We start from the raw sequence: 18,421 nt of genomic DNA on the forward strand, positions 1-18,421 counted from the left end.
TATCGGGCCGTCCGTATCCGGTCGACGCGCCTTGCTGCTGTCGGCAGTGGCCGCATCAAAACGTCTTTCCGACCGCATCGCGGTCAGCTTCGAGACCGTTCGCCCTCGCACCTATGCCGATGGCTACGCGCTCGACAAATCAACTCGTATCGGCACGCCCGTGCCCAACAGACTTTAAGGGGCTATCATGCAGCGCAAGGTCAACTTTACCGCCAATCAGCAGGTGACGCTGGAAGACTACGATAACCTCGGAAACTTCCCGCGCGAAAGTCTCGACAACGTCGTCAAGGATCTCGGCGGTTTTCCGGTTGGGCGCTATTCCGGCTTTGTCGTCGAGCAGACCGGCCAGTCTGTCGTGCGCGTCAGCGTCGGCCGGCTGTTCGCCTCGTCCGGCGCCATCTTCGGCTTCGACGCAGAAGGGGGCCAGACGCTCGATTTCCTGCAGCACCTGCCGGCCGTCTCCCAGAAGATCGCCACCGTCATCGTCTACGGCAACACGATCAACACCGATGTCGAGCCGCGCACGCAGCTGGTCGATGTCGAAAGCGAAGACATCCAGGGTGTGGAACTGGCGACCGAGAACCGCCGCCAGGCCTATGTCGATTTCATCCTCGGCCAGGAAAACGCCACGCCGCAGGCGCCGGCCATCCAGTCGAACTACATCGCTGTCGCCAATGTGCTGCTGACACCTTCCGGTGTTGCCTCGATCACCCGCATCACGGCCAACGAGGTCACGTCGATCTATGGCAACTCCGAACAGATCGCCGACCATACGCGCCGATTTGCCCAGGTCGGGCCGCAGATCGATACGCTCAAGACCGATATCTCCGGTCTTGCCGCCGCCCTGCGGGCCAAGGCCGATTTTGCGATGGTTTCGGCCATGTCTTACGACCTGGCGCGCGTCAAGGAACGTGTCGATCTGCCGGACGATCATGCCGCCTATGGCAGCGATATCTTCTGGACCGACGACGAAAGCGATACGGCGCATCCTGATTATTCGGCCCGCACCGAACAGGGGCTGCGCTTTCCGTCAGCAGCGGAGGCGGTCGTTGCTCTTGAACTCGACAATCCGATCGAAGACCGCGTCATCGTCAACAATGGCATGGCCTTGCCGAAGTTCTCGCCCATCGTCCGGTTCTCCGCTGTCGGCAAGGACGGCGAATATCCGCTGACCAACACGACACAACAGACCGTGCAGCTGGTGCAACGCACCGAAGCGCGCACCGTACGCCGCTACTCCACCACCGAAACGCAGGGCGGCTCGAATGACAGCTGGTGGAAGACAGCCGCCAGCGTCAATGGCATGTCCCAGTCGCAAGTCGGCGCGATCTTCAGGCGCAACGGCGAGCTTTACGAGGTCGTGAACTACTACACCAATTACGATCCTCTTTACGCCTATTCCTATCTGGCCGGCACCCGACAAGCCTATGAACGCGTCACGCTGAGGAAATTCACCGAAGAGACGATGTACGACTATTATACCGATCGTGTCGTCTCGACCGAGAACGTCACGGGCTCGGTGGTCGCGCAGACGATGCTCAATTCGCAGGACGGCTATCTCGTCGGCTTCAACTGGTTTTTCACCCGCAAGGCGGCGGCCGGCGATGTTCGTTACATCGTTTGCGAGATGAAGAACAACGAGCCGGACCTCAATGCCGTGCTTGTCTCCAACGTAGTGCCGCCGGCGTCGATCGCCATCTATCCCGCCAAGACGGAAGTGCGGTTTAAACCTATCTTTCAGCCGAAGGGCAAGCGTTATGCCGTGGTGCTGATGTCCAACGGCGCTCACTTTGTCGCAACCGTCTCCGGCAACAAGCTGGCACAGGGCAACATCCAGTACATGATCGACGGCAGCTGGATCCAGGGCGATCCGTCCGTCGACATGGCTTTCGAGGCTGTCTATGCCAGCTTCGCCTCGCCGATCGTGCAGGTTTCGCTCAAGGCTTTGGAACTTGCCGGCGGCATCGACAGCGTCAAACTCAATCTCGACGCTCTCATTCCTGACGGCAGCAAGCTCGATTTTGACGTGCGCGTCGGATCGAAGTGGGTGCCGATCCGCGATGCAGCGGCGCATGTGGCGCTTCTGAGTAACCTGCCGTCGATCCTGCCGATCCGGGCGAACTTTATCGGCACCACCGATGTCATGCCGGCGCTTGGTCTCGGCGAGGACCGAACCGAGGTGACGCTGTCGCGGCCGGACGAAGATCTTTGCCACATCTCCACGGTGCGCACCATGCCGGCGCCCATGGACGAGGCGACGGTTACCCTGCTGGTCGAGAACTGGGACAGTGACGATCACGACATCGATGTCGTCCTGCTCACCGGCGGCTCGTACACGACGACGGTGACGCCATCGGCGCAGATCATCCAGGCAGATCCTGCCCGTGAGAATGCGGTCAAGGTCGTGGCGAGCTTCACGTTCGGCTCTCCGGTGTCGAGCTTCAAGATCAAGATCACCGGCGAAACAGGCGGCTCGGCGCGGGTCTACCACGTCTCCGAACGCGTCGACGTCGAGTTTACCTAAAAGGAGAGCACCATGGCCAAAGCGCCGGCGAAACCCGCCAATCCGTATGACGATCTCGATGACGATGCCCGCTACCAGGTCGAGATTGCCGCCCCGTTCAAGGTCGGTCGCGCCTGGGTGCGGCCAGGCCAGAAAGTTACCCTGACCGGTCGCATCATCAAGGACAATGCCGATGGCGTCTCCGCAGTTCAGCCGCTCGATCGCTGACCAGCTCGGGTTAAAACCGTCCGGTCAGTTCGGCTACGAGGCGATCTCCCGCCTGCTGCTGATCCTCGAAAACCGCTTCAAGCCGCTGGAGTTGGCCGCAGGCTCCAGCGAGCAGGTGGCGGAGGATCTGCGCACATTCGTTCTGGGGCGTGTCAACGATATCCTTTTGCCGGCAATCCAGAAGGTGTTCACGCTGACCGAACGCGGCTTCCTGGTGGCGCGGTCGGCTTCGCCCGCAACACTTGGCAACGGCAACGTCCTGACGCTGCTGATCAACGATCCGGCCGAGCGCGACCTGTTTACCCCGGCGCCCTTCGTGGCGCTGACGCGCGCTGCGACGCCGGACGACTACGCCATTGCGCGCACCATCGCCTACGACCGCGACCACGGCGAATACCTTTGCGAGGTTGTTGCCTTCGTCGGTGAGGCTGGCCCGCATTCCGATTGGGTGATAGGCGCGCTTGCCGGCTCCACCATCGCCGGACTGACGGTGCTTGGCGATGTCATTGCAGCCCGTGCCGCGGCCGTTGCTGCCGCCGCAGTCGCCGTCCCCGCGGCGTCGACGGCCACCACAAAAGCTGCAGAGGCTGCAGCAAGCGCCCAGACCGCAGCCCAGATCGCGGCATACTTCGAGCAGCTGGAAGATGTCGATCTTCAGGAGGTGGCAAATGCGATCACCGAGGCGCAGCAGTCGCTGACCGAGGTCCAGGAACAGATCGATACCTTCCTGTCTGGCGGTGTGCCGGCGGCATCCGTCACAGAGAGCGCAACCCGTGTTTTCGTGACGCCGGCGCAACGGACCGAGATCGGTCAGCTGCGCGCGGATCTCACCACCATGGACGGCAACTTTAATGGGGGCACGTTTTGAGCCGCGCCGCCCTGCCTACAGAAGCCGTCCGCTTCACGCCCGGCTATTCCTGGCGGCTTGATCTCGACATCCGCTTCGACGGCGAGCGGCCGGATGACTGGCCGGCCTGGACGATCCGGATGCATATCTGGACGGCCGGGCAAGCCTTCACGCTGACCAACGACGCCGGCGTGACCTTCGCGGAGATCGCCGGCCTTCCCGGCGGGGCAGCCGTCATTCCCGTCATCGTCATGTCGGCCGCGCAGACAGAGGCGCTTCGCGATGTCACGGCGCCAATCCAATACCTCATCGACCTCAAGGCGCCCGAGGGTGAGGCCGAAGACTATTTTGCCGGGGCGCTGGCAAAACAACCAGGACCGCCGGCGGAGTTGCTCACATGACCAGGATCGCCGTCACCATGCAGTGCCGCAGGATCACGGCCAGTGCCGAGATCCGCCACGTCGTCACGGCCTACATGCCGCCGCTGCGCGAGGTTGTGGCGCTGCAGGTGCCGGCGCGGCGCGGGCCACCAGGGCGGCAGGGTGATCCAGGCGAGCAAGGGCCGCCAGGTACCCTGCAGAACTCTGGAACAATAATCTTTAATGGGGGTCATTTCTGATGCCGACAGTTGTAATGGATGGCGTGTTCAAGGTCACGCGACGAGCCTCTGGCGGCGCGGCCGGTGCGCCGTCATCGCTCCTGTCAGGACAGGTGGCCTACAACGAGACTGACGACACCGTTTATATCGGTTTCGGTGACGATGGTTCTGGCAACGCCACGTCCATCCGCGCATTCGCGGGCGCCGGCACGTTTGCCACGAAGGCATATGTGACCGACGCCATGTCAGAGACCGGCGCCGGCGACATGCTCAAGTCCGAGTATGATAGCGACGATAACGGCAAGGTCGATGCGGCCGACAGTGCCGACCATGTGCCGTGGAGCGGTGTCGACGGCAAACCCGGCAACGCGACCAGCAGTGTGGACGGCTTCATGTCGTCGACCGACAAGGGCAAGCTCGACGGTATCGCTTCGAACGCAAACAACTATTCCCATCCCTCCGGTGACGGCAATCTGCATGTCCCGGCGACGGGCACCGGCAACAACGGCAAGTTCCTCAAGGCCGGCGCAACGGCCGGTTCCGGCGCGTGGGACAATGTCACCAAGGCGGACGTCGGCCTCAGCAACGCCGACAACACGTCGGACGCCAACAAGCCGATTTCCGACGCCACGCAATCGGCCCTCGATGCCAAGGCGCCGCTGGCATCGCCGACCTTCACCGGTACGCCGGCGGCGCCGACTGCTTCGTCTGGGACGAGTTCGACACAGATCGCGACGACGGCGTTTGTCGCCGGCGCCATCGCGGATCTGATCGACGGTGCCCCCGGCGCCCTCGACACACTCAAGGAACTTGCCGACGAACTCGGCGACCAGGACGATGCGCTTTCGGCGCTTGTCACCACCGTCGCTGGCAAGCTGGCCAAGTCCGCCAATCTGTCTGATCTGACCGACGTCGCTGCGGCTCGCGCCAACCTTGAACTCGACAACATGGCGCAGCAGTCGTCGAGCAATGTCAGCATCAGCGGTGGCACGATCTCTAACGTCGTCTTTGACGGAGGCACATTCTGATGGGTGCTCTTCTTGTTCCCAAAGGCACCCGTTCGACGTTCAACAGCAGGGTTTCGGCCAATGCTCTCGTCGAGGGCCGGCTGTACTTTCTGACGGACGACAAGCGCCTGGTCGTCGCCACCGGCGCCAACACGTTCGTTGAAGTCCAGCCCTATGACGTCGATACGGCCAAGCTCGATCTGGCCCAGACGTTTACGGCGGCACAAAGGGCAGCGTTCGCCACGCTGACCGATGCTGCGACGGTCACGCCCAATTTTGCTTTGGCCAATGACTTCCTGTGGACGATTGCCGGCACCAGGACGCTTGCCAATCCGACAAACCTTGTGGCTGACCAGAAAGGCGCGATTATCATCACCACCTCTGGCGCCAATCGCGGCATTACCTGCGGAAGCTACTGGAAATTCGCAGGCGGTACAGCTCCGGTCCTTTCCACGGCTTCCGGCGCGGTCGATCGTCTCGACTATCATGTGATCTCTTCGACGGTCATCCACGCCAATCACGTCAAGGATTATCGCTGATGTGGACCGGATCCATGATGATGTCGGGCGGCGTTCCCATATTGCCGTATCCCGCCGTCAATTTGACGCCGGGAACCATGCCAGACGGAGAAATTGGATATTCGACCGGTGCTGGTGGTGACTATCCGGCGCGAGGATCGATTTCTGGCCAGCCAATCCCCGTTACTGGAGTGACGTTGATCGACTTCGTCCGTGAAGGGCCATCTTCGACTTGGGTGCATTTCGCTACCCCTTCGGTTGGATACGACTTCCTCTCGCTCGTGTCGGGCCGGAAGCTGTATGTAAATGGCGTCGGATATAGCCCTTCCAACCCATGGCAACTTTACGGTCCGGCTACATGGCGAGCGTACTTCCCCACCGCGGCGCTCGTCGCCGGTACCGTCTACTCCATCCAGCTCGGACCATGACCATGGCGATCACGGCAACCTATAGCACGCCCGCATCCGAATGGACGCGCAGTCTCGACTACGCTTTCAGGCAATGGTCGGCGAAAATACCCGGTAATGCTCAACTGGATGTGGCGATCGCTTTCGATCCGTCCATGCATTACCTGGCCAGCTGCCTGATGATCAACAACGTAAACCTCGGGTCGTTGGGTGGAAAGAAGGTCCTCATTCCTTCGGCTGCCGCCAAGCTGCAGGATTGGACGGGCACCGGGCGGGATTTTCTGATCACAATCAATCCGACCTATCCATGGCACTTCGGGCCGGGAAACCCGCCTGGCGCATACTGTGCGGAGAGTGTCATGACCCATGAGATCGGCCATGCCTTGTTCATGGCCGAACTCCGAGCAAACGCCGACGGCTCGAAGGCCACGCCTTACATGCTGTGGCGCGATGCCCAGCCGCCGGCCATGTTCGCAAATGACCAGCATTTCGCCGGCGGCGACAGTCTGATGACCGTGGCTCTCAATATGGGCGCTCGAAACGTCATCACGGATACCGACATGGCGGCAGCGAAAGCCTGCGGTCTGCCGATCCCCGGAGCCAGCAGGATTTACCTTGCGCCAGGTGGCAGGGTGGATGTTCCCGGCGCGATCGGCGTGTGGCTGGGGAGTTTTTCGGCCTATTCCTGCCGCACCAGCGGCATGTCGATGGTCGAAATGCCAGGCGACAACGCCCTGACTTCCGTGCAGGAGCAGCTCTACCGTCTCTATCGCGCCACCATGGGCCGGTGCCCGGACCTTGCCGGTTATCGGTTCTGGCTGGGGCAGAATATGAGCCTGCTTGCATGGACTGCGGCGTTCATGACGACGCCGGAGTTTCTGGCCAAGAACCCGGCCAATCCCGCCAGCGATCGCCCCGGCTTCGTCCGGGGCCTCTATCGCAATATTCTCGGCCGCGATCCCGAACCGGCGGGACTGCAATGGTGGATCGACAGCGACTTCGATGCGGTCGGCCTTGTCGCCAACATCGCCCTGTCAGGCGAAAACGCCATCGGCGTGCCGATGTTTACGATGTGAGGGATACGACTTCCAACAGACCGCGATGGCTTCTTTTTCTTTGAAGCAAGGCCTCCACAATCATTAGGTGATATGCAAATGTTGTACCTATGGGCGCGTTCATTCAGTTTTTTGGAAAACTTGGCAGCATCACTCTTGCTGTCGCGGCGGTCGTACTAGCTATGGCAGCTGTATCCGCTACTGAAGCCGTGTCTAACCTGTCAAGTTGGGCTGCGCTATTGGGCATGGACTGGTTGGCTGAGATTGTCCGGTATCCGGCGTTTGATTTCTGGCTCAGTGTGATTGGTTTCTGTCTAATAACTGCCGTGGTGTCTGTGCGGGTTACTTTTTGGCGCCTATCGCACTCCTTGACAGGAAGACCGTCGCACAATGTCTCGCAACCGAAGCACTCGGTAACTGGCATAAGGGGAGACGCCACACTCGCCTTGTCTGCATTCGCAGCGCTGGAGCCGGACAATCGCAGAGTAGCCATTTTTTGGACATCTCCCGTGACTGCTCAGGGTTTGAGCCTTGCCGTGGATTTTCGTCCCGCTCGAGGACCGACCACCAGAGTGGTACTGATGCATCACGTCGATGTAGTCGAGAAACAGCGCGTAAAATCATTTCTGTTCGACGCAAGTGGTCAAACATGGCGATGGGCCGGCCCTGCAAATGAGATTGTTTTGTCCGGGGCCTTAACTTGCCTACTGGTGCTTGTCGGCTCGGAAGGCGACATCGCGGCATGGCGGTTCGCTGTCGCTGATAGAGAGTTCAGAGAGGTGCCCAAGGTAATTGGCGAGAACCTCTTCTTGAGACCGCTGGATTAAATCCAAGGGTGGTCAGCCCGACCACGGCAAACTTGCCTGAAGCTGGCCAAAAAAAGAGGCGCCCGAAAGCGCCTTTAGTTTGGGCCGCCAAGATGGATCAGAGGCGGGTGACGCCGTCTTGCCGCCGGCGGCTTGCGCCGGACTGAACTGAATTCGAACTTCACATCACACCCAGCCGCCGGCGCCCGCCGAGCGGCTTTTTTGTTGCCTTACAAGGAGACCCGCGTGGCCGACCTTTCGTACTTCCATGGCGTTAAGCTTGAAGAGAGCCCGGATACGCCGGCGCTCCTGCGCCTAAGCAATTTCGGCGCTACCTACATCAACGGCACGGCTCCTGATGCGGACGCAGCTGTATTTCCCCTCGACACACCGACGCTGGTGACTTCGCTTTCCGCCGCGACCGCGCTTGGCGCAGCTGGAACTCTGCTTGCGGACCTTACGGCGTACTTCGGGGAGGGCGGTTCGCTTGCCGTGGTCAATCGTGTCGAGCACAGCGACACGCCTGCTACGCTCCAGGAAAACCTGATCGGTGACCCGGTCGAGCGCACCGGCTTGTACGGCGCTTTGCGCGCAAAGAGCCTGGGGCTGCCGCAGCCGCGCGTCATTATCACCGCGGGTGACACCGGCGCATATGTCGAGGACGGCGTTGTGTCGGTCACGGTAACGGCGGGCGGTTCGCTTTACACGAGTGCCCCGACGGTTTCGTTCTCTGGCTCTGGTGACGCAGTCGCGACTGCGACGATCAACAAGCACAAGGTCAAGTCGCTCACAATCACAAACGCTGGCGCGGACTACGCATCTGCCCCGACGATCACGATCGCGCCTCCTCCGGCTGGCGGCGTGCAGGCGACAGCAACGGCGACTGTTACTGGTGGCGCGATCACCGCAATCACCATGGGCAATAACGGCTCCGGCTATGTTGATCCTCCGACAGTCACCATCTCCGGCGGTGGCGGTTCTGGTGCAATCTTGACTGCTGTGCTCGGCGGCCCTGTTACCGCTATCACGGTCACTGAACCCGGCGAGGATTACGGCTCGACTCCGACTGTTACGCTTTCCAGCGGCGGTGGTACCGGCGCAACGGCCGTGGCCAACCTCGGCGACGTCGCCAGCCCGTTTGTTTCGGCGCTCAACACGATCTGCCCGCAGATCCGTGCCCGCGCTTACATACATGGCCCGAATACCACGAACACCGAGGCTGTTCGCTTCCGCAACACGGTCAACGGCGGTCGCATCCTGATCATCGACCCGAAGGGCTTGAAGAACGTTGACGGTACGCCCGTCCAGGTTCCAGTTGCCCCGGTCTTTGCTGGCGTGCGTTCTCGTGTCGTTGCGTCCGCCGACGGCGTTTCCGGTTCGGTGTCCAACAAGATCATCCGCACGCTCGACGGCGTGGCGCGCACGATCCAGTATCCGCAGGACTCAAACTACCTCAACGAGCGTCAGGTCTCCACGATCATCAACGAGCGCGGCGGTCTCCGGACCTGGGGTAGCAGGCTGGCCACTGACGACCCGCTTTGGGAATTCGACAGCGTCCGCGCCACGGCCGACATGATCAACGAGGCGCTTGAGGATCTGTACTTCCTCTACGTCGACCGGAAGTTCACGAAGTTCAATCTGAAAATGATGATCGAAGACGGCAATGCCGCGCTTCGAGTTTTCAAGCTGAACAACGACATCCTCGGCGGCCGCGTCTGGCTTTCGGAACTCAATACGCCCGTCCTCAACGCGCAGGGCAAGGTGTTTCTGAACGTCGAGTTCGAGCCCGTCGTCCCGATGGAACAGATTCACATCACCACCCACCGCAACATTCTCTACTTCCAGCTTCTGCTGGATGAGGTTCGCGGCGCGATTGAAAACGGCCCACTGACGCTGGCCGCATAAGGAGCCCAAACTATGGCAAGTAATCTCCCGCGGCTCCTGCTGCGCAACTGCGTCCTGTTTGTCGATCGCGAGAACAAGATCGGCCAGATCGGCGATGTCACACCGCCTGTTCCTCAAGAAAAACTTGAGGAAATGCGCAACGGCGGCATGATCAAGCCGCGCGAGGTCAAGATGGGCTACGAGAAGCTGGAATTCAGCTTCAAGATGCCTGGCTTTGACCCGCAGGTTTTGAAGCTGTTCGGCCTGAAGCCTGGCGCTGAAAACCCCTTCATGATCACCGGCGCTCTGGTCGACGAGGACGGTACGGTTCACTCCGCTGTCCTCACGATCCGCGGCTTCCTGAAGCAGGCGGATGCCGGCACCTGGAAGGGTGGCGACATGGCAGAGGCTGATTACCAAGTTGCTGTGAATTACTACAAACTCGAGATCGACGGCGAGGAAATCTACGAGATTGACGACTTCGACATCCGCGTGGGTGGCGTCTCGCAGTACGCCGACATCCGCAACGCTATGCTTGTCTAGTCGATCAGGTTGGCCCGTGCGATATCGTTCGGGCCAGCCCTGATCGCGGCATTCCGCAACGGCGTGATCGCCACGGATATATCTTTGACATCTCTTCCGAGCAGGTAAGGCATCGCACCCAGGAAAAGGGCGTGCGCATCTTGCAGTTCAAGGGTCGTCTCGCTGTAGCGGATCATGTTGCCCAAAGCCAAAGTGGCGCCAGGGAGATCAGCTTCAGCAAGCTTCGCTGCCACGCTGCGAGACCAGTCGTTTATCCAATCGGCAATCAAGGCGCCCTCCATGACCGTTCGTACAATCACTCCGGCGGCCGGCGAACTCGTCGGCCTGTCAGTCAACGCATCGTTCATATTGGTCAGTGACGCTGAGCATCTGTCAAGCAGCACGCTGTTTCTCAGTGCTGGCCAGGTGCCGAGCGGTTGCGCATCGGTGGGCTTCCACCTTGGCGACAGCGACTACGGCCGCGAGATGGTCGCGGCTGTGCGCGCCACAATCCAGCACATCAACCGACGCTGGGGACTTCTGGGCGACTGGAAGCCTCGCGAATTCGAATTCACCGGCCAAAGCGCCGCACCTTTCCGAAAGAGGAATTCCACATGAAATACACCCTTTCTTCGCCCGTTGAATTCAACGGTATTGAGTACAAAGAACTGACTTTCCGCGAGGCCACTACCGGCGATCTGATGGCGTCCGACGCCGTCAAGGGCGAGAACAGCAAGATGTTTGCAATCCTGGCTTCTATCTCCGACGTTCCGCTGCCCGCATTCAAGAAGATCAAGGTCAGCGACCTTAACAAGATCATGAAGGCCACGGCGTCTCTCATGGGGGAGCCGGAAGAGTCGACGGAAGCTGGGGCCTAGCAGCCTCCCTCGTTGCGTCGACATTGAGCACGCCGATCGATGCGATCGAGCGGTGGCCGCCTGAGAAAACGCTCTCCTATTACGAACACGCCATCGAGATCCGCAAGCTGTTTAGCGGCCAGATGCACTGACGCGAGGCGCCTATGGCCGTTTTGAAGAGTACCCTTAAGCTCTCGCTACTTGATGACGTTAGCGCACGAGCACGCCGGATTACTGGCGTGCTGAATGACCTGCAGCGACGCCAGACGGCGTTCATGACACCACTTCGCAGCGGCCTGGGCTCGCTCCTTGCTCTTGGTGCCGGATACATCGGCGTCACGAGCGGTGTGGATTCCACCGTCGGCGCGGCAATGCGCTTCGAGTCTGCATTCGCGGATGTGCGCAAAGTTGTCGATGGCACTGACCAGCAGTTGGAGTTCATACGCCAGACCATCAAGCAAATGTCGACCGAGCTTCCAATCGCCTCGGAAGACATGGCGGCGCTGTTTGCGGCAGCTGCAGAATCCGGCATCGCCACTGCGGATCTCAAAGACTTCGCCACTATGGCGGCTCGTGTAGGTATAGCTTTCGATATGAGCGCAGGCGAGGCGGGTGAATCCCTTGCCAAACTCAAGACGCAGTTGGGTCTGACGGTCGCTGAGACTGGTGACATGGCTGACGCCATCAATCACCTGTCGAACAACATGGCCAGTAAGGCCAGCGACGTGACGGACTTCATGCTTCGTGTCGGCGCGTTCACAAAGATTGGCGGCCTGGCAAAAGAACAGACCGCGGCACTCGGCAGCGCCATGATCGCGGCCGGCGCAGATCCTTCCACGGCTGCGACTGCAATGCAGAATGTCGTGAAGGCCATGACGCGCGGGGCATCGGCGAAGAAGTCGCAGAAAGCCGTAGCCAAGGCGCTCGGCCTCAATCTGCCGCAGCTTGCCAAGGACATGCAGAAGGATGCACCGTCGGCCATCAAGAAGGTGCTGGCCGCTATCGGCAAGGCGCCAAAAGACCAGCATGTAGCGCTGCTTTCCGATTTCTTCGGCGACGAGGCGAAAGCCTTTGCGCCGCTGATCGGAAATATCGGCTTGCTCGACCAGGCGCTGGATAGCGTCAACGACAAAGCGAAGTACGGCGGCTCGGCATTCCGCGAATATGTGGAGCGCGCCAATACCACGGCCAACGTGTTACAGTTGCTGCGAAACCGCGTCAACAACGCCTTTGAGAGTTTTGGCGAAAGCATGCTGCCTTCAATCAAGGAGGCGGCGCAAGGCGTCAACGATGTGCTCGATACCATGGGCGAACGCGCGACGGCCTTCGACAAGATATCGACGGCTTTCCAGGGGTTCATGCAGGGCTTTGCGCCCGACAGCAACATTCGCACGTTCATCAACGACCTCGGGGATCTGCTGTTCGGCAAGGCCGACGGAAGCGCGGCTGCTGATGCGTTGGGTCGTATCTTTGCGAAGTTTAAGCAGTGGGGTGAAGACTTTCGATATTTCTCAGATCAGGTGCGGAACAGCCCTATAGTGAAGTTTCTTGCCCCGCTGATGGAGCAAGGCTTCAAACTAATGGTCGCTTCGGTGGGTTTTGCGATTGCCGCTAGAAGCTTGCGACTTCTTGGATCTGCCCTCTACTTCCTGTCTGGGGCATCCACAGTCGCGGGCATCCTAAAGACGGTGGCTGGCATCCAGGGGGCGTTGAACGCTTCGACGGCGGCTGGTGGCCTTCAAGGCGCGGCTGCTACCAGCGGTACGGCATTTGGAACATTGTTCGCAGCTGCAGCCGGCGTTGCGATTGCCGCCGGCCTGTTGGTGACGCTCCGCGATCTTGATCCGGAGGGCAATCTTGGCGGGATCACCAAGCCTGTCGATGACTTCATTGAGAAGCATACCGGTTGGAATCCGGCGAAGGATGGATTGTCGCCGTGGGATGTTTTTGAGGGACTTGGCAAAGTCCTGCCGGGCTTTTCTGGCGTGCCAGCGATCTGGAACGATTGGTGGCCAGGTCAGAAGGAACCGTCGGCGGCTTTAACGCCTGTATCGGTGTCGGCGCAGCAGGCGATGGACAATGCCATCGGCGCAAGAAACGCCGGCATAGGTGGCTCGACGACCGACACGTTGCCCGGCAAGACCGCTGACGACCTCGGCGTCACGCAGCCTATGAAGATCGATCCCGGCTCAATTGCCGCGCTTCTGCAGCCGTCAGGCACGCAAGATGTGCGCGTAACCAACCAGCAGCCGGTCAGCGTCAACGTGTCGGCGCCAATTACCATCACGGGCGTCATGGATCCGCGCGCCGCGGCGGCAGCCGCTACCAGCGACCTGGGCGCAAAGACTAAAGCCGCAGTCGAATCCAGCCTTGGTGGTGGCGGAGGCTTTTGACATGACGCAACTTTAATGCGAGGATTCAAAATGCTTCGAGTCCTCGCATTCCTTCTTTTCGCCACGCCGGTCGTTGCCGCCGACATAAGCGGTCGTGCTTCGGTGGTGGATGGTGACACGATAGAGATCAGCGGCGAGCGCATCCGCCTCAATGGCGTTGATGCGCCCGAGTCTCGACAAACATGCACAGATGCGGTGGGCCGTGAGTACCGATGCGGCAAGGATGCGGCGTTCGCGCTTGATGAGTTCCTTGCCGCATCGCGGCCCACTATATGCGTCGCCCTCGGCAAAGACCGCTATAAGCGCGTAATCGCCGACTGCCAGCGTGCGGATGGTGCAAGCGTCAACTCCTGGCTGGTCGCCAACGGCTGGGCGCTCGATTGGGTTAAATACAGCAAAGGCCGGTACGCCTCAGAGCAACTGTCTGCAAAGGCCGATAGGCTTGGCATCTGGAGAGGTGAGTTCCAGCTGCCATGCGAATTCCGCGCGAAGGGCGGCAAGGCAAAGTGCTAGACTGACTCAGAGATTGCAGTAGGCGACGGTGTTTCCATCGCTGAAAGGAGAGTAGATTTCAATTTTCCATCCGCCTTGGAAGACACGTCCGTTTTTGCGCGCCGCGGCTGACAACTGATTGCAGATGATTTTTGCCTCTGCGCCGCGCACGTCCATTGTGATTTGAATAGCAGAATTCCAGCCCGAAACGTCGCATGGTTTAGAAGCAATACCGGACGCATCAACTGCAGCACAGATTAAGTAGGCGGCGTCTATGCTGCTCTCTGGTGTCGCGATAACCGCCGTTTCGGGAACGCTCATGTCTGGCGTCTCCTTAACCTCACATTCCCGATCGCCGCGTTTAGCCAATTTCGATATCGTGTCAGGGTAGTCTCGCAGAGGACTTTCTGAAGCCTTCGCATCGATGAGTTTTGTGCGTTTGCCGTTGACTTCACCTTTTGGTTTTCTTTTTAGCGAAGCGATTGCGTCTTGATCGATTGCGATGAGGCGATTCCCAATAGCGACGACAACTCCTTGCCATGACGGGGAGCAGTAAAGCTGCACGTCGTCGGGCTCTATGTCGGTTGGACGCATCAGCAGTTTGGTAACAGGAACCAGCTTGAAGTCATGCACTTCTGTTGTTTTCTTGCCCTTCCCAGGGACTGACAACTTAAGTTCTTGGCATACGGCGCCGCTTGCAACCAACGTCAAGCAAGCAGCCACTATCAATTTCCGCATTCCACCACCCTCCACATAACACAACCCTACCGCGCCAATGTCGGCTGCGCAAGGATCACCTATGTCCGGACAAACATCCATGATGCTCGGGCCGTTTGGCTTTGAGGCGCTAGGCTTTGGCTACGAGGGCGTCGGTCGGCGCGTACAAACTCCGTGGGCTGATATCCAGGTCGTGCAATCGCTCAATCAACAGCAGTGGACTGGCCCGACCTCCGACGAGGTGACCATTAAGGGTGTGCTCTTTCCAGTGGAATTCGGCGGGCAGGGTAGCCTCGATGGCATCATCGCAGCGGCGAGCGCCGGCGTGCCTCTTATGCTCGTATCGGGCGACGATGTTGAGGGCATCATCCATGGCACTTTCACCGTCCAATCCGTTGACGAAGACCGCAGCTACCACACGCTATTTGGCGGTGCCAGGCGCAACGCCTACTCGATTTCGTTGAAGCGCTATAGCGGCGGTCTTGGCGGAGGATCGATAGGCGCCGCCGTCTCCAGTCTCATTAATCTGCTGGGGTGATCATGCCACAAACCTACACGACCAGGCAGGGCGAAACGGTCGATCTCGTCTGCTCAAAGTTTTACGGCCGCACCCGCGACGTTACGGAATCCGTTCTTGCCGCCAATCCCGGCTTGGCCGCCTTGGGGGCCGTCCTTCCACTCGGGACACAGATCGTAATGCCGGATATCGAAGCGCGCCCAGCCGCTACTAAGCTCATCAGCCTCTGGGACTAACATGCATCCACGCATTGAAGTGACAATCGACGGCAAGGCTGTCGCAGGCGCGTTCTATGAGCGGCTGGTTTCGATCACCGTTACAGATAAGGAAGGCATAACTTCCGACACGGTCGATATCGAGCTCAACGACGGACCGCCGTCGTTCCTGGCGATCCCGCGTAAGGGCGCCATCATCGACGTTAAGCTTGGTTATGGAGCGCTGCGCAGCCTGGGCCAGTTCACGGCTGACAAGGTGACGTGCAAATGCCTGCCTTACAGCATGTCTATTTCTGGCAAGGCGGCGGACCTGCGCAGCGGCAAACTCAAGGAGCCGCAGGAGCGCCATTGGGACAAAAAGAAGCTCAAGGACATCATCGGGGAGATCGCATCTGAAAGTGGGCTCTCTGCCTCCGTGGATTCCGAGATCGGCAATTTTGAATACGAATGGCTGGCGCAGCAGGACGAATCCAACACGCAGTTCTTGCGCAGGCTTGAGAAGCGCCACAACGGGCTGTTCGCGATCAAGAACAAGAAGCTCATCTTCGCCAAGCGCGGGTCTGGCCTTTCGGCAGGCGGACTGTTTGGTGGCTCCGTTGTCGTCACGCCCGCGATAATCATCAACGGCTCGTGCTCTTTCGAGGCCAACGATCGCACGAAGTATAGCAAGGTCGTCGCCTACCACCAGGACAAGGACAAGGCTGAGCGCGTCGAGATCGAGGCCGACGCTGACGCCGATGGAGATAGCGTCTACCGCATTCCAGAGCCATTCGCCAACGTCGCAGAGGCCGACAAAGCCGCCCAGGCGAAAGCCAAAGATTTGAAGCGCGGCGAGGGCGCTGTGTCTGTCACGGTCGTCGGAGATACCGGTATTTCCGCTGGCTCGCCTCTGTTGTTTTCGGGCGTTCGTCCAGGCCTAGATGGCGCGCCATACATCATCGATACTGCCACACACACCTTCAGCAAGGCTGGATATACGACACAGATCAGCGGGAAGCTCTACGACGGCAAGTCGGGATCTGGATCGGGCTCCGGGACAGGGTCGGACGCTGCGACGAACGACAACAACCCAGCAGCCGCAGCGGAGAAGGTCGCGCCCAATACGGTCGAGGGCACTCCGGCGACGCCCACCGGCTGGGCAGCCACTGCGCGCAACGGCTCAACCGACTCGAACTGACCACCGGGCGCAAAGCGTGCCGTTGACCCTAATCTATTTCCTTCAAGAGGTATCACCATGCCCATCACGACCACGTCGAAGCGTGGACGCGCGTTCATTCGCGCCCACGAAGGCAACCCCCTGACCTGCTATCTGGACCCGGTGAAGGTGCCCACAATCGGGACCGGATTCACCATGCGCTCGGCGTCCGTCAAGCGCGCGCTGGCGAAGATCGGGATCACAAAGCTGGTGCCGGGAAAGACGAAGATCACGGCCGAGCAGTCTGATGCGATTTTCGCCGAAGTGCTCGCTGCTGAATTCGAGCCCGCCGTTGTCAAGAAGTCTCCTTCGGAGCGCGCTCAGCACCAGCTGGACGCCGCGGTGTCGGCCAACTTCAATCTCGGCGTCGGCGCCATGGATTGGGAGTGGGCCAAGCTGTGGCGCGCCGGTAAATTGTCGGAAGCTGCAGCCTATCTTGGATCCCACTACAACACGGCCGGTGGCAAGAAACTTCCCGGTTTGGTCCGTAGGCGCAAGGAAGAGGCGGCTCTGTTTGCCAAGGGCAGCTATGCGGGCATCTCCATGGCCGAGCCTGAGGGCGTCCCGCGGCAGGCAACCGAAAAGAAGCCTGCGTTGCAGGACCCGGTTGTCCGCGAGGCGCAGGAAATCCTGTCGGCGAAGGGCTTCAATCCCGGCGCGATCGACGGTTGGATGGGCCAGAAGACCAAGGATGCCCTGATCGCCTACCAGAAGGCGCACCCGCATCTCGTCGCCGACGGCATCCTCGGCCCTGCAACGCTGACGCAGCTGCGCCGTGACGCCGGCACCGCCAAGGAAGTCGTCACCAAGGCTGCATCGAGCGGCGCGGGCACTGCGCTTGTCGCATGGACTGCCGGCCTGCCATGGGGCTGGATTGCCGCCGGTGCGGTCATTCTGGCTGTCGGATACGTGGCGTACCGCAATCGCGATATCATTGCCCGCCACATCAACACTTGGCGCGGCATGGAGGCGGCTGTCTGATGCTCGCGATGCTTCTGAAGTGGGTCGCAAGCGGCCCACTCGATCGCGTGTTGACCTCGCTCGACAAATCGATCGACAACGAGACGGAGCGCCAGCGCATCGCTGGCGACGTCATCGCGCGGTATGTGACGACGGAGGCGGAAACCCGCGCCGCGGCAATGCAGTCCAGAACCTTCTGGATCATCTGGGCGTTGTTCGCGGCACCGGTTGGCATTTGGCTTGGCGCCATCTGCCTCGACAGCGTTTTCCTGTTCTCAGGCCAGATCGCCGACCTTCCGCCATCCGTAAAACCATATGCTTCCCAGATCATTGCGGCCGTGTTCGGTTCCGGTGGCGGCGTCGCCGGCATCCAGGCCATCGCCACAGCGCTGCGAGGTAAGAAATGAACATCACAACTGAGCTCGTCGGGTTCGTCCTCGCCATTATGGGCGCGGTCAGCGGCATCTGGTGGCGCATCGAAGGCAAGGTCAAAGGCGCCGAGGACAAGGCGGACAAGGCCAGCGCGGACCTGGCCGCCCACAAGCTCCATGTCGCAGAGGCCTACGCCACGAAGGCCGGCCTGTCGGAGCAGACTTCGCAAATCATGAAGGCAATCGACACGGTCGGCGTCAAGATCGACCGGACGAATGAGCGGCTGGACAATTTGATGTCGGCTAGGGTGAGGGAATAAAAAACCCGC

Annotated in this window: 24 protein-coding genes; 22 read left to right on the forward strand and 2 right to left on the reverse strand. The window is 60.2% G+C overall.

The window, feature by feature from the left end:
- Positions 1-187 precede the first annotated feature (187 nt).
- From DEM27_RS08155 to DEM27_RS08205, 12 genes are all read left to right on the forward strand, one after another.
- A complete protein-coding gene (locus DEM27_RS08155) occupies positions 188-2,524 on the forward strand; it encodes a hypothetical protein (protein ID WP_109457739.1) in 2,337 nt (778 codons plus the stop codon).
- Positions 2,525-2,536: 12 nt separating this feature from the next.
- Positions 2,537-2,731, forward strand: coding sequence for a hypothetical protein (locus DEM27_RS08160; RefSeq protein WP_109457740.1), 195 nt, complete (start codon positions 2,537-2,539; stop codon positions 2,729-2,731).
- Positions 2,697-3,599 (forward strand): hypothetical protein, encoded by a 903-nt coding sequence (locus DEM27_RS08165; RefSeq protein WP_109457741.1) that lies wholly within the window; start codon positions 2,697-2,699, stop codon positions 3,597-3,599. The genes DEM27_RS08160 and DEM27_RS08165 overlap by 35 nt, the downstream gene beginning before the upstream one ends.
- On the forward strand, positions 3,596-3,979 hold the full coding sequence (locus DEM27_RS08170) for a hypothetical protein (RefSeq protein ID WP_109457742.1): 384 nt from the start codon (positions 3,596-3,598) through the stop codon (positions 3,977-3,979). Before DEM27_RS08165 ends, DEM27_RS08170 begins: the two co-directional genes overlap by 4 nt.
- Positions 3,976-4,197: a hypothetical protein gene (locus tag DEM27_RS08175; protein ID WP_109457743.1), complete on the forward strand. Its 222-nt coding sequence runs from the start codon at positions 3,976-3,978 to the stop codon at positions 4,195-4,197. The genes DEM27_RS08170 and DEM27_RS08175 overlap by 4 nt, the downstream gene beginning before the upstream one ends.
- On the forward strand, positions 4,197-5,204 hold the full coding sequence (locus DEM27_RS08180; RefSeq protein WP_205908882.1) for a hypothetical protein: 1,008 nt from the start codon (positions 4,197-4,199) through the stop codon (positions 5,202-5,204). The genes DEM27_RS08175 and DEM27_RS08180 overlap by 1 nt, the downstream gene beginning before the upstream one ends.
- Positions 5,204-5,722: a hypothetical protein gene (locus tag DEM27_RS08185; RefSeq protein ID WP_109457744.1), complete on the forward strand. Its 519-nt coding sequence runs from the start codon at positions 5,204-5,206 to the stop codon at positions 5,720-5,722. Before DEM27_RS08180 ends, DEM27_RS08185 begins: the two co-directional genes overlap by 1 nt.
- A complete protein-coding gene (locus DEM27_RS33905; protein ID WP_165823372.1) occupies positions 5,722-6,129 on the forward strand; it encodes a hypothetical protein in 408 nt (135 codons plus the stop codon). Before DEM27_RS08185 ends, DEM27_RS33905 begins: the two co-directional genes overlap by 1 nt.
- 2 nt (positions 6,130-6,131) lie before the next feature.
- Positions 6,132-7,184 (forward strand): DUF4214 domain-containing protein, encoded by a 1,053-nt coding sequence (locus tag DEM27_RS08190; protein WP_165823373.1) that lies wholly within the window; start codon positions 6,132-6,134, stop codon positions 7,182-7,184.
- 89 nt (positions 7,185-7,273) lie between these two features.
- Complete coding sequence (locus DEM27_RS08195) at positions 7,274-7,990, forward strand: hypothetical protein (RefSeq protein WP_109457746.1); 717 nt, start codon at positions 7,274-7,276, stop codon at positions 7,988-7,990.
- Positions 7,991-8,215: 225 nt separating this feature from the next.
- Positions 8,216-9,874 (forward strand): phage tail sheath C-terminal domain-containing protein, encoded by a 1,659-nt coding sequence (locus tag DEM27_RS34565; RefSeq protein ID WP_109457747.1) that lies wholly within the window; start codon positions 8,216-8,218, stop codon positions 9,872-9,874.
- A 12-nt stretch (positions 9,875-9,886) separates the two neighbouring features.
- Complete coding sequence (locus DEM27_RS08205) at positions 9,887-10,396, forward strand: phage major tail tube protein (RefSeq protein ID WP_109457748.1); 510 nt, start codon at positions 9,887-9,889, stop codon at positions 10,394-10,396.
- Here the strand turns inward: DEM27_RS08205 and DEM27_RS08210 are convergent.
- Positions 10,393-10,665, reverse strand: coding sequence for a hypothetical protein (locus DEM27_RS08210; RefSeq protein ID WP_128755462.1), 273 nt, complete (start codon positions 10,663-10,665; stop codon positions 10,393-10,395). The two genes, DEM27_RS08205 and DEM27_RS08210, sit on opposite strands and share 4 nt — an antisense overlap.
- Positions 10,666-10,675: 10 nt before the next feature.
- Here DEM27_RS08210 and DEM27_RS08215 point away from each other — a divergent pair, with 10 nt between their 5' ends.
- From DEM27_RS08215 to DEM27_RS08230, 4 genes are all read left to right on the forward strand, one after another.
- A complete protein-coding gene (locus DEM27_RS08215; RefSeq protein ID WP_109457750.1) occupies positions 10,676-10,993 on the forward strand; it encodes a hypothetical protein in 318 nt (105 codons plus the stop codon).
- Entirely contained in the window at positions 10,990-11,253 is a 264-nt protein-coding gene (locus DEM27_RS08220) for a phage tail assembly protein (protein ID WP_109457751.1), read from the forward strand. The genes DEM27_RS08215 and DEM27_RS08220 overlap by 4 nt, the downstream gene beginning before the upstream one ends.
- Positions 11,254-11,471: 218 nt before the next feature.
- Positions 11,472-13,625, forward strand: coding sequence for a phage tail tape measure protein (locus DEM27_RS08225; RefSeq protein WP_245445732.1), 2,154 nt, complete (start codon positions 11,472-11,474; stop codon positions 13,623-13,625).
- A gap of 30 nt (positions 13,626-13,655) precedes the next feature.
- Positions 13,656-14,138, forward strand: coding sequence for a thermonuclease family protein (locus DEM27_RS08230; protein ID WP_420028806.1), 483 nt, complete (start codon positions 13,656-13,658; stop codon positions 14,136-14,138).
- A 6-nt stretch (positions 14,139-14,144) separates the two neighbouring features.
- Here DEM27_RS08230 and DEM27_RS08235 read toward each other — a convergent pair whose 3' ends face one another.
- A complete protein-coding gene (locus DEM27_RS08235) occupies positions 14,145-14,855 on the reverse strand; it encodes a hypothetical protein (RefSeq protein ID WP_109457754.1) in 711 nt (236 codons plus the stop codon).
- A 61-nt stretch (positions 14,856-14,916) separates the two neighbouring features.
- Here DEM27_RS08235 and DEM27_RS08240 point away from each other — a divergent pair, with 61 nt between their 5' ends.
- From DEM27_RS08240 to DEM27_RS08265, 6 genes are read left to right on the forward strand one after another with little or no spacing between them, the layout of a single operon-like run.
- Complete coding sequence (locus DEM27_RS08240) at positions 14,917-15,372, forward strand: phage tail protein (RefSeq protein ID WP_109457755.1); 456 nt, start codon at positions 14,917-14,919, stop codon at positions 15,370-15,372.
- A 2-nt stretch (positions 15,373-15,374) separates the two neighbouring features.
- Positions 15,375-15,587 carry a tail protein X gene (locus DEM27_RS08245; protein ID WP_109458183.1) on the forward strand — a complete coding sequence of 71 codons (213 nt, stop codon included), beginning with the start codon at positions 15,375-15,377 and terminating at the stop codon, positions 15,585-15,587.
- Between the two features lies 1 nt (position 15,588).
- Positions 15,589-16,743 (forward strand): phage late control D family protein, encoded by a 1,155-nt coding sequence (locus tag DEM27_RS08250; protein WP_109457756.1) that lies wholly within the window; start codon positions 15,589-15,591, stop codon positions 16,741-16,743.
- 57 nt (positions 16,744-16,800) lie between these two features.
- A complete protein-coding gene (locus DEM27_RS08255; RefSeq protein WP_109457757.1) occupies positions 16,801-17,742 on the forward strand; it encodes a glycoside hydrolase family protein in 942 nt (313 codons plus the stop codon).
- Positions 17,742-18,128, forward strand: coding sequence for a hypothetical protein (locus tag DEM27_RS08260; RefSeq protein ID WP_109457758.1), 387 nt, complete (start codon positions 17,742-17,744; stop codon positions 18,126-18,128). Before DEM27_RS08255 ends, DEM27_RS08260 begins: the two co-directional genes overlap by 1 nt.
- Positions 18,125-18,412, forward strand: a complete 288-nt coding sequence (locus DEM27_RS08265; protein ID WP_109457759.1) for a hypothetical protein — start codon at positions 18,125-18,127, stop codon at positions 18,410-18,412. Before DEM27_RS08260 ends, DEM27_RS08265 begins: the two co-directional genes overlap by 4 nt.
- Positions 18,413-18,421 lie beyond the last annotated feature (9 nt).

Source organism: Rhizobium album (assembly GCF_003122325.1).
Classification (GTDB): Bacteria; Pseudomonadota; Alphaproteobacteria; order Rhizobiales; family Rhizobiaceae; genus Metarhizobium; species Metarhizobium album.

Excerpts from the sequence above, each read along its gene's own strand:
- DEM27_RS08155 (WP_109457739.1), top strand. The coding sequence starts at position 188 with ATGCAGCGCAAGGTCAACTTTACCGCCAATCAGCAGGTGACGCTGGAA.
- DEM27_RS08160 (WP_109457740.1), top strand. The coding sequence starts at position 2,537 with ATGGCCAAAGCGCCGGCGAAACCCGCCAATCCGTATGACGATCTCGAT.
- DEM27_RS08165 (WP_109457741.1), top strand. The coding sequence starts at position 2,697 with ATGGCGTCTCCGCAGTTCAGCCGCTCGATCGCTGACCAGCTCGGGTTA.
- DEM27_RS08175 (WP_109457743.1), top strand. The coding sequence starts at position 3,976 with ATGACCAGGATCGCCGTCACCATGCAGTGCCGCAGGATCACGGCCAGT.
- DEM27_RS08180 (WP_205908882.1), top strand. The coding sequence starts at position 4,197 with ATGCCGACAGTTGTAATGGATGGCGTGTTCAAGGTCACGCGACGAGCC.
- DEM27_RS08185 (WP_109457744.1), top strand. The coding sequence starts at position 5,204 with ATGGGTGCTCTTCTTGTTCCCAAAGGCACCCGTTCGACGTTCAACAGC.
- DEM27_RS33905 (WP_165823372.1), top strand. The coding sequence starts at position 5,722 with ATGTGGACCGGATCCATGATGATGTCGGGCGGCGTTCCCATATTGCCG.
- DEM27_RS08190 (WP_165823373.1), top strand. The coding sequence starts at position 6,132 with ATGGCGATCACGGCAACCTATAGCACGCCCGCATCCGAATGGACGCGC.
- DEM27_RS08195 (WP_109457746.1), top strand. The coding sequence starts at position 7,274 with ATGGGCGCGTTCATTCAGTTTTTTGGAAAACTTGGCAGCATCACTCTT.
- DEM27_RS08205 (WP_109457748.1), top strand. The coding sequence starts at position 9,887 with ATGGCAAGTAATCTCCCGCGGCTCCTGCTGCGCAACTGCGTCCTGTTT.
- DEM27_RS08215 (WP_109457750.1), top strand. The coding sequence starts at position 10,676 with ATGACCGTTCGTACAATCACTCCGGCGGCCGGCGAACTCGTCGGCCTG.
- DEM27_RS08220 (WP_109457751.1), top strand. The coding sequence starts at position 10,990 with ATGAAATACACCCTTTCTTCGCCCGTTGAATTCAACGGTATTGAGTAC.
- DEM27_RS08230 (WP_420028806.1), top strand. The coding sequence starts at position 13,656 with ATGCTTCGAGTCCTCGCATTCCTTCTTTTCGCCACGCCGGTCGTTGCC.
- DEM27_RS08235 (WP_109457754.1), bottom strand. The coding sequence starts at position 14,855 with ATGCGGAAATTGATAGTGGCTGCTTGCTTGACGTTGGTTGCAAGCGGC.
- DEM27_RS08240 (WP_109457755.1), top strand. The coding sequence starts at position 14,917 with ATGTCCGGACAAACATCCATGATGCTCGGGCCGTTTGGCTTTGAGGCG.
- DEM27_RS08245 (WP_109458183.1), top strand. The coding sequence starts at position 15,375 with ATGCCACAAACCTACACGACCAGGCAGGGCGAAACGGTCGATCTCGTC.
- DEM27_RS08250 (WP_109457756.1), top strand. The coding sequence starts at position 15,589 with ATGCATCCACGCATTGAAGTGACAATCGACGGCAAGGCTGTCGCAGGC.
- DEM27_RS08255 (WP_109457757.1), top strand. The coding sequence starts at position 16,801 with ATGCCCATCACGACCACGTCGAAGCGTGGACGCGCGTTCATTCGCGCC.
- DEM27_RS08260 (WP_109457758.1), top strand. The coding sequence starts at position 17,742 with ATGCTCGCGATGCTTCTGAAGTGGGTCGCAAGCGGCCCACTCGATCGC.
- DEM27_RS08265 (WP_109457759.1), top strand. The coding sequence starts at position 18,125 with ATGAACATCACAACTGAGCTCGTCGGGTTCGTCCTCGCCATTATGGGC.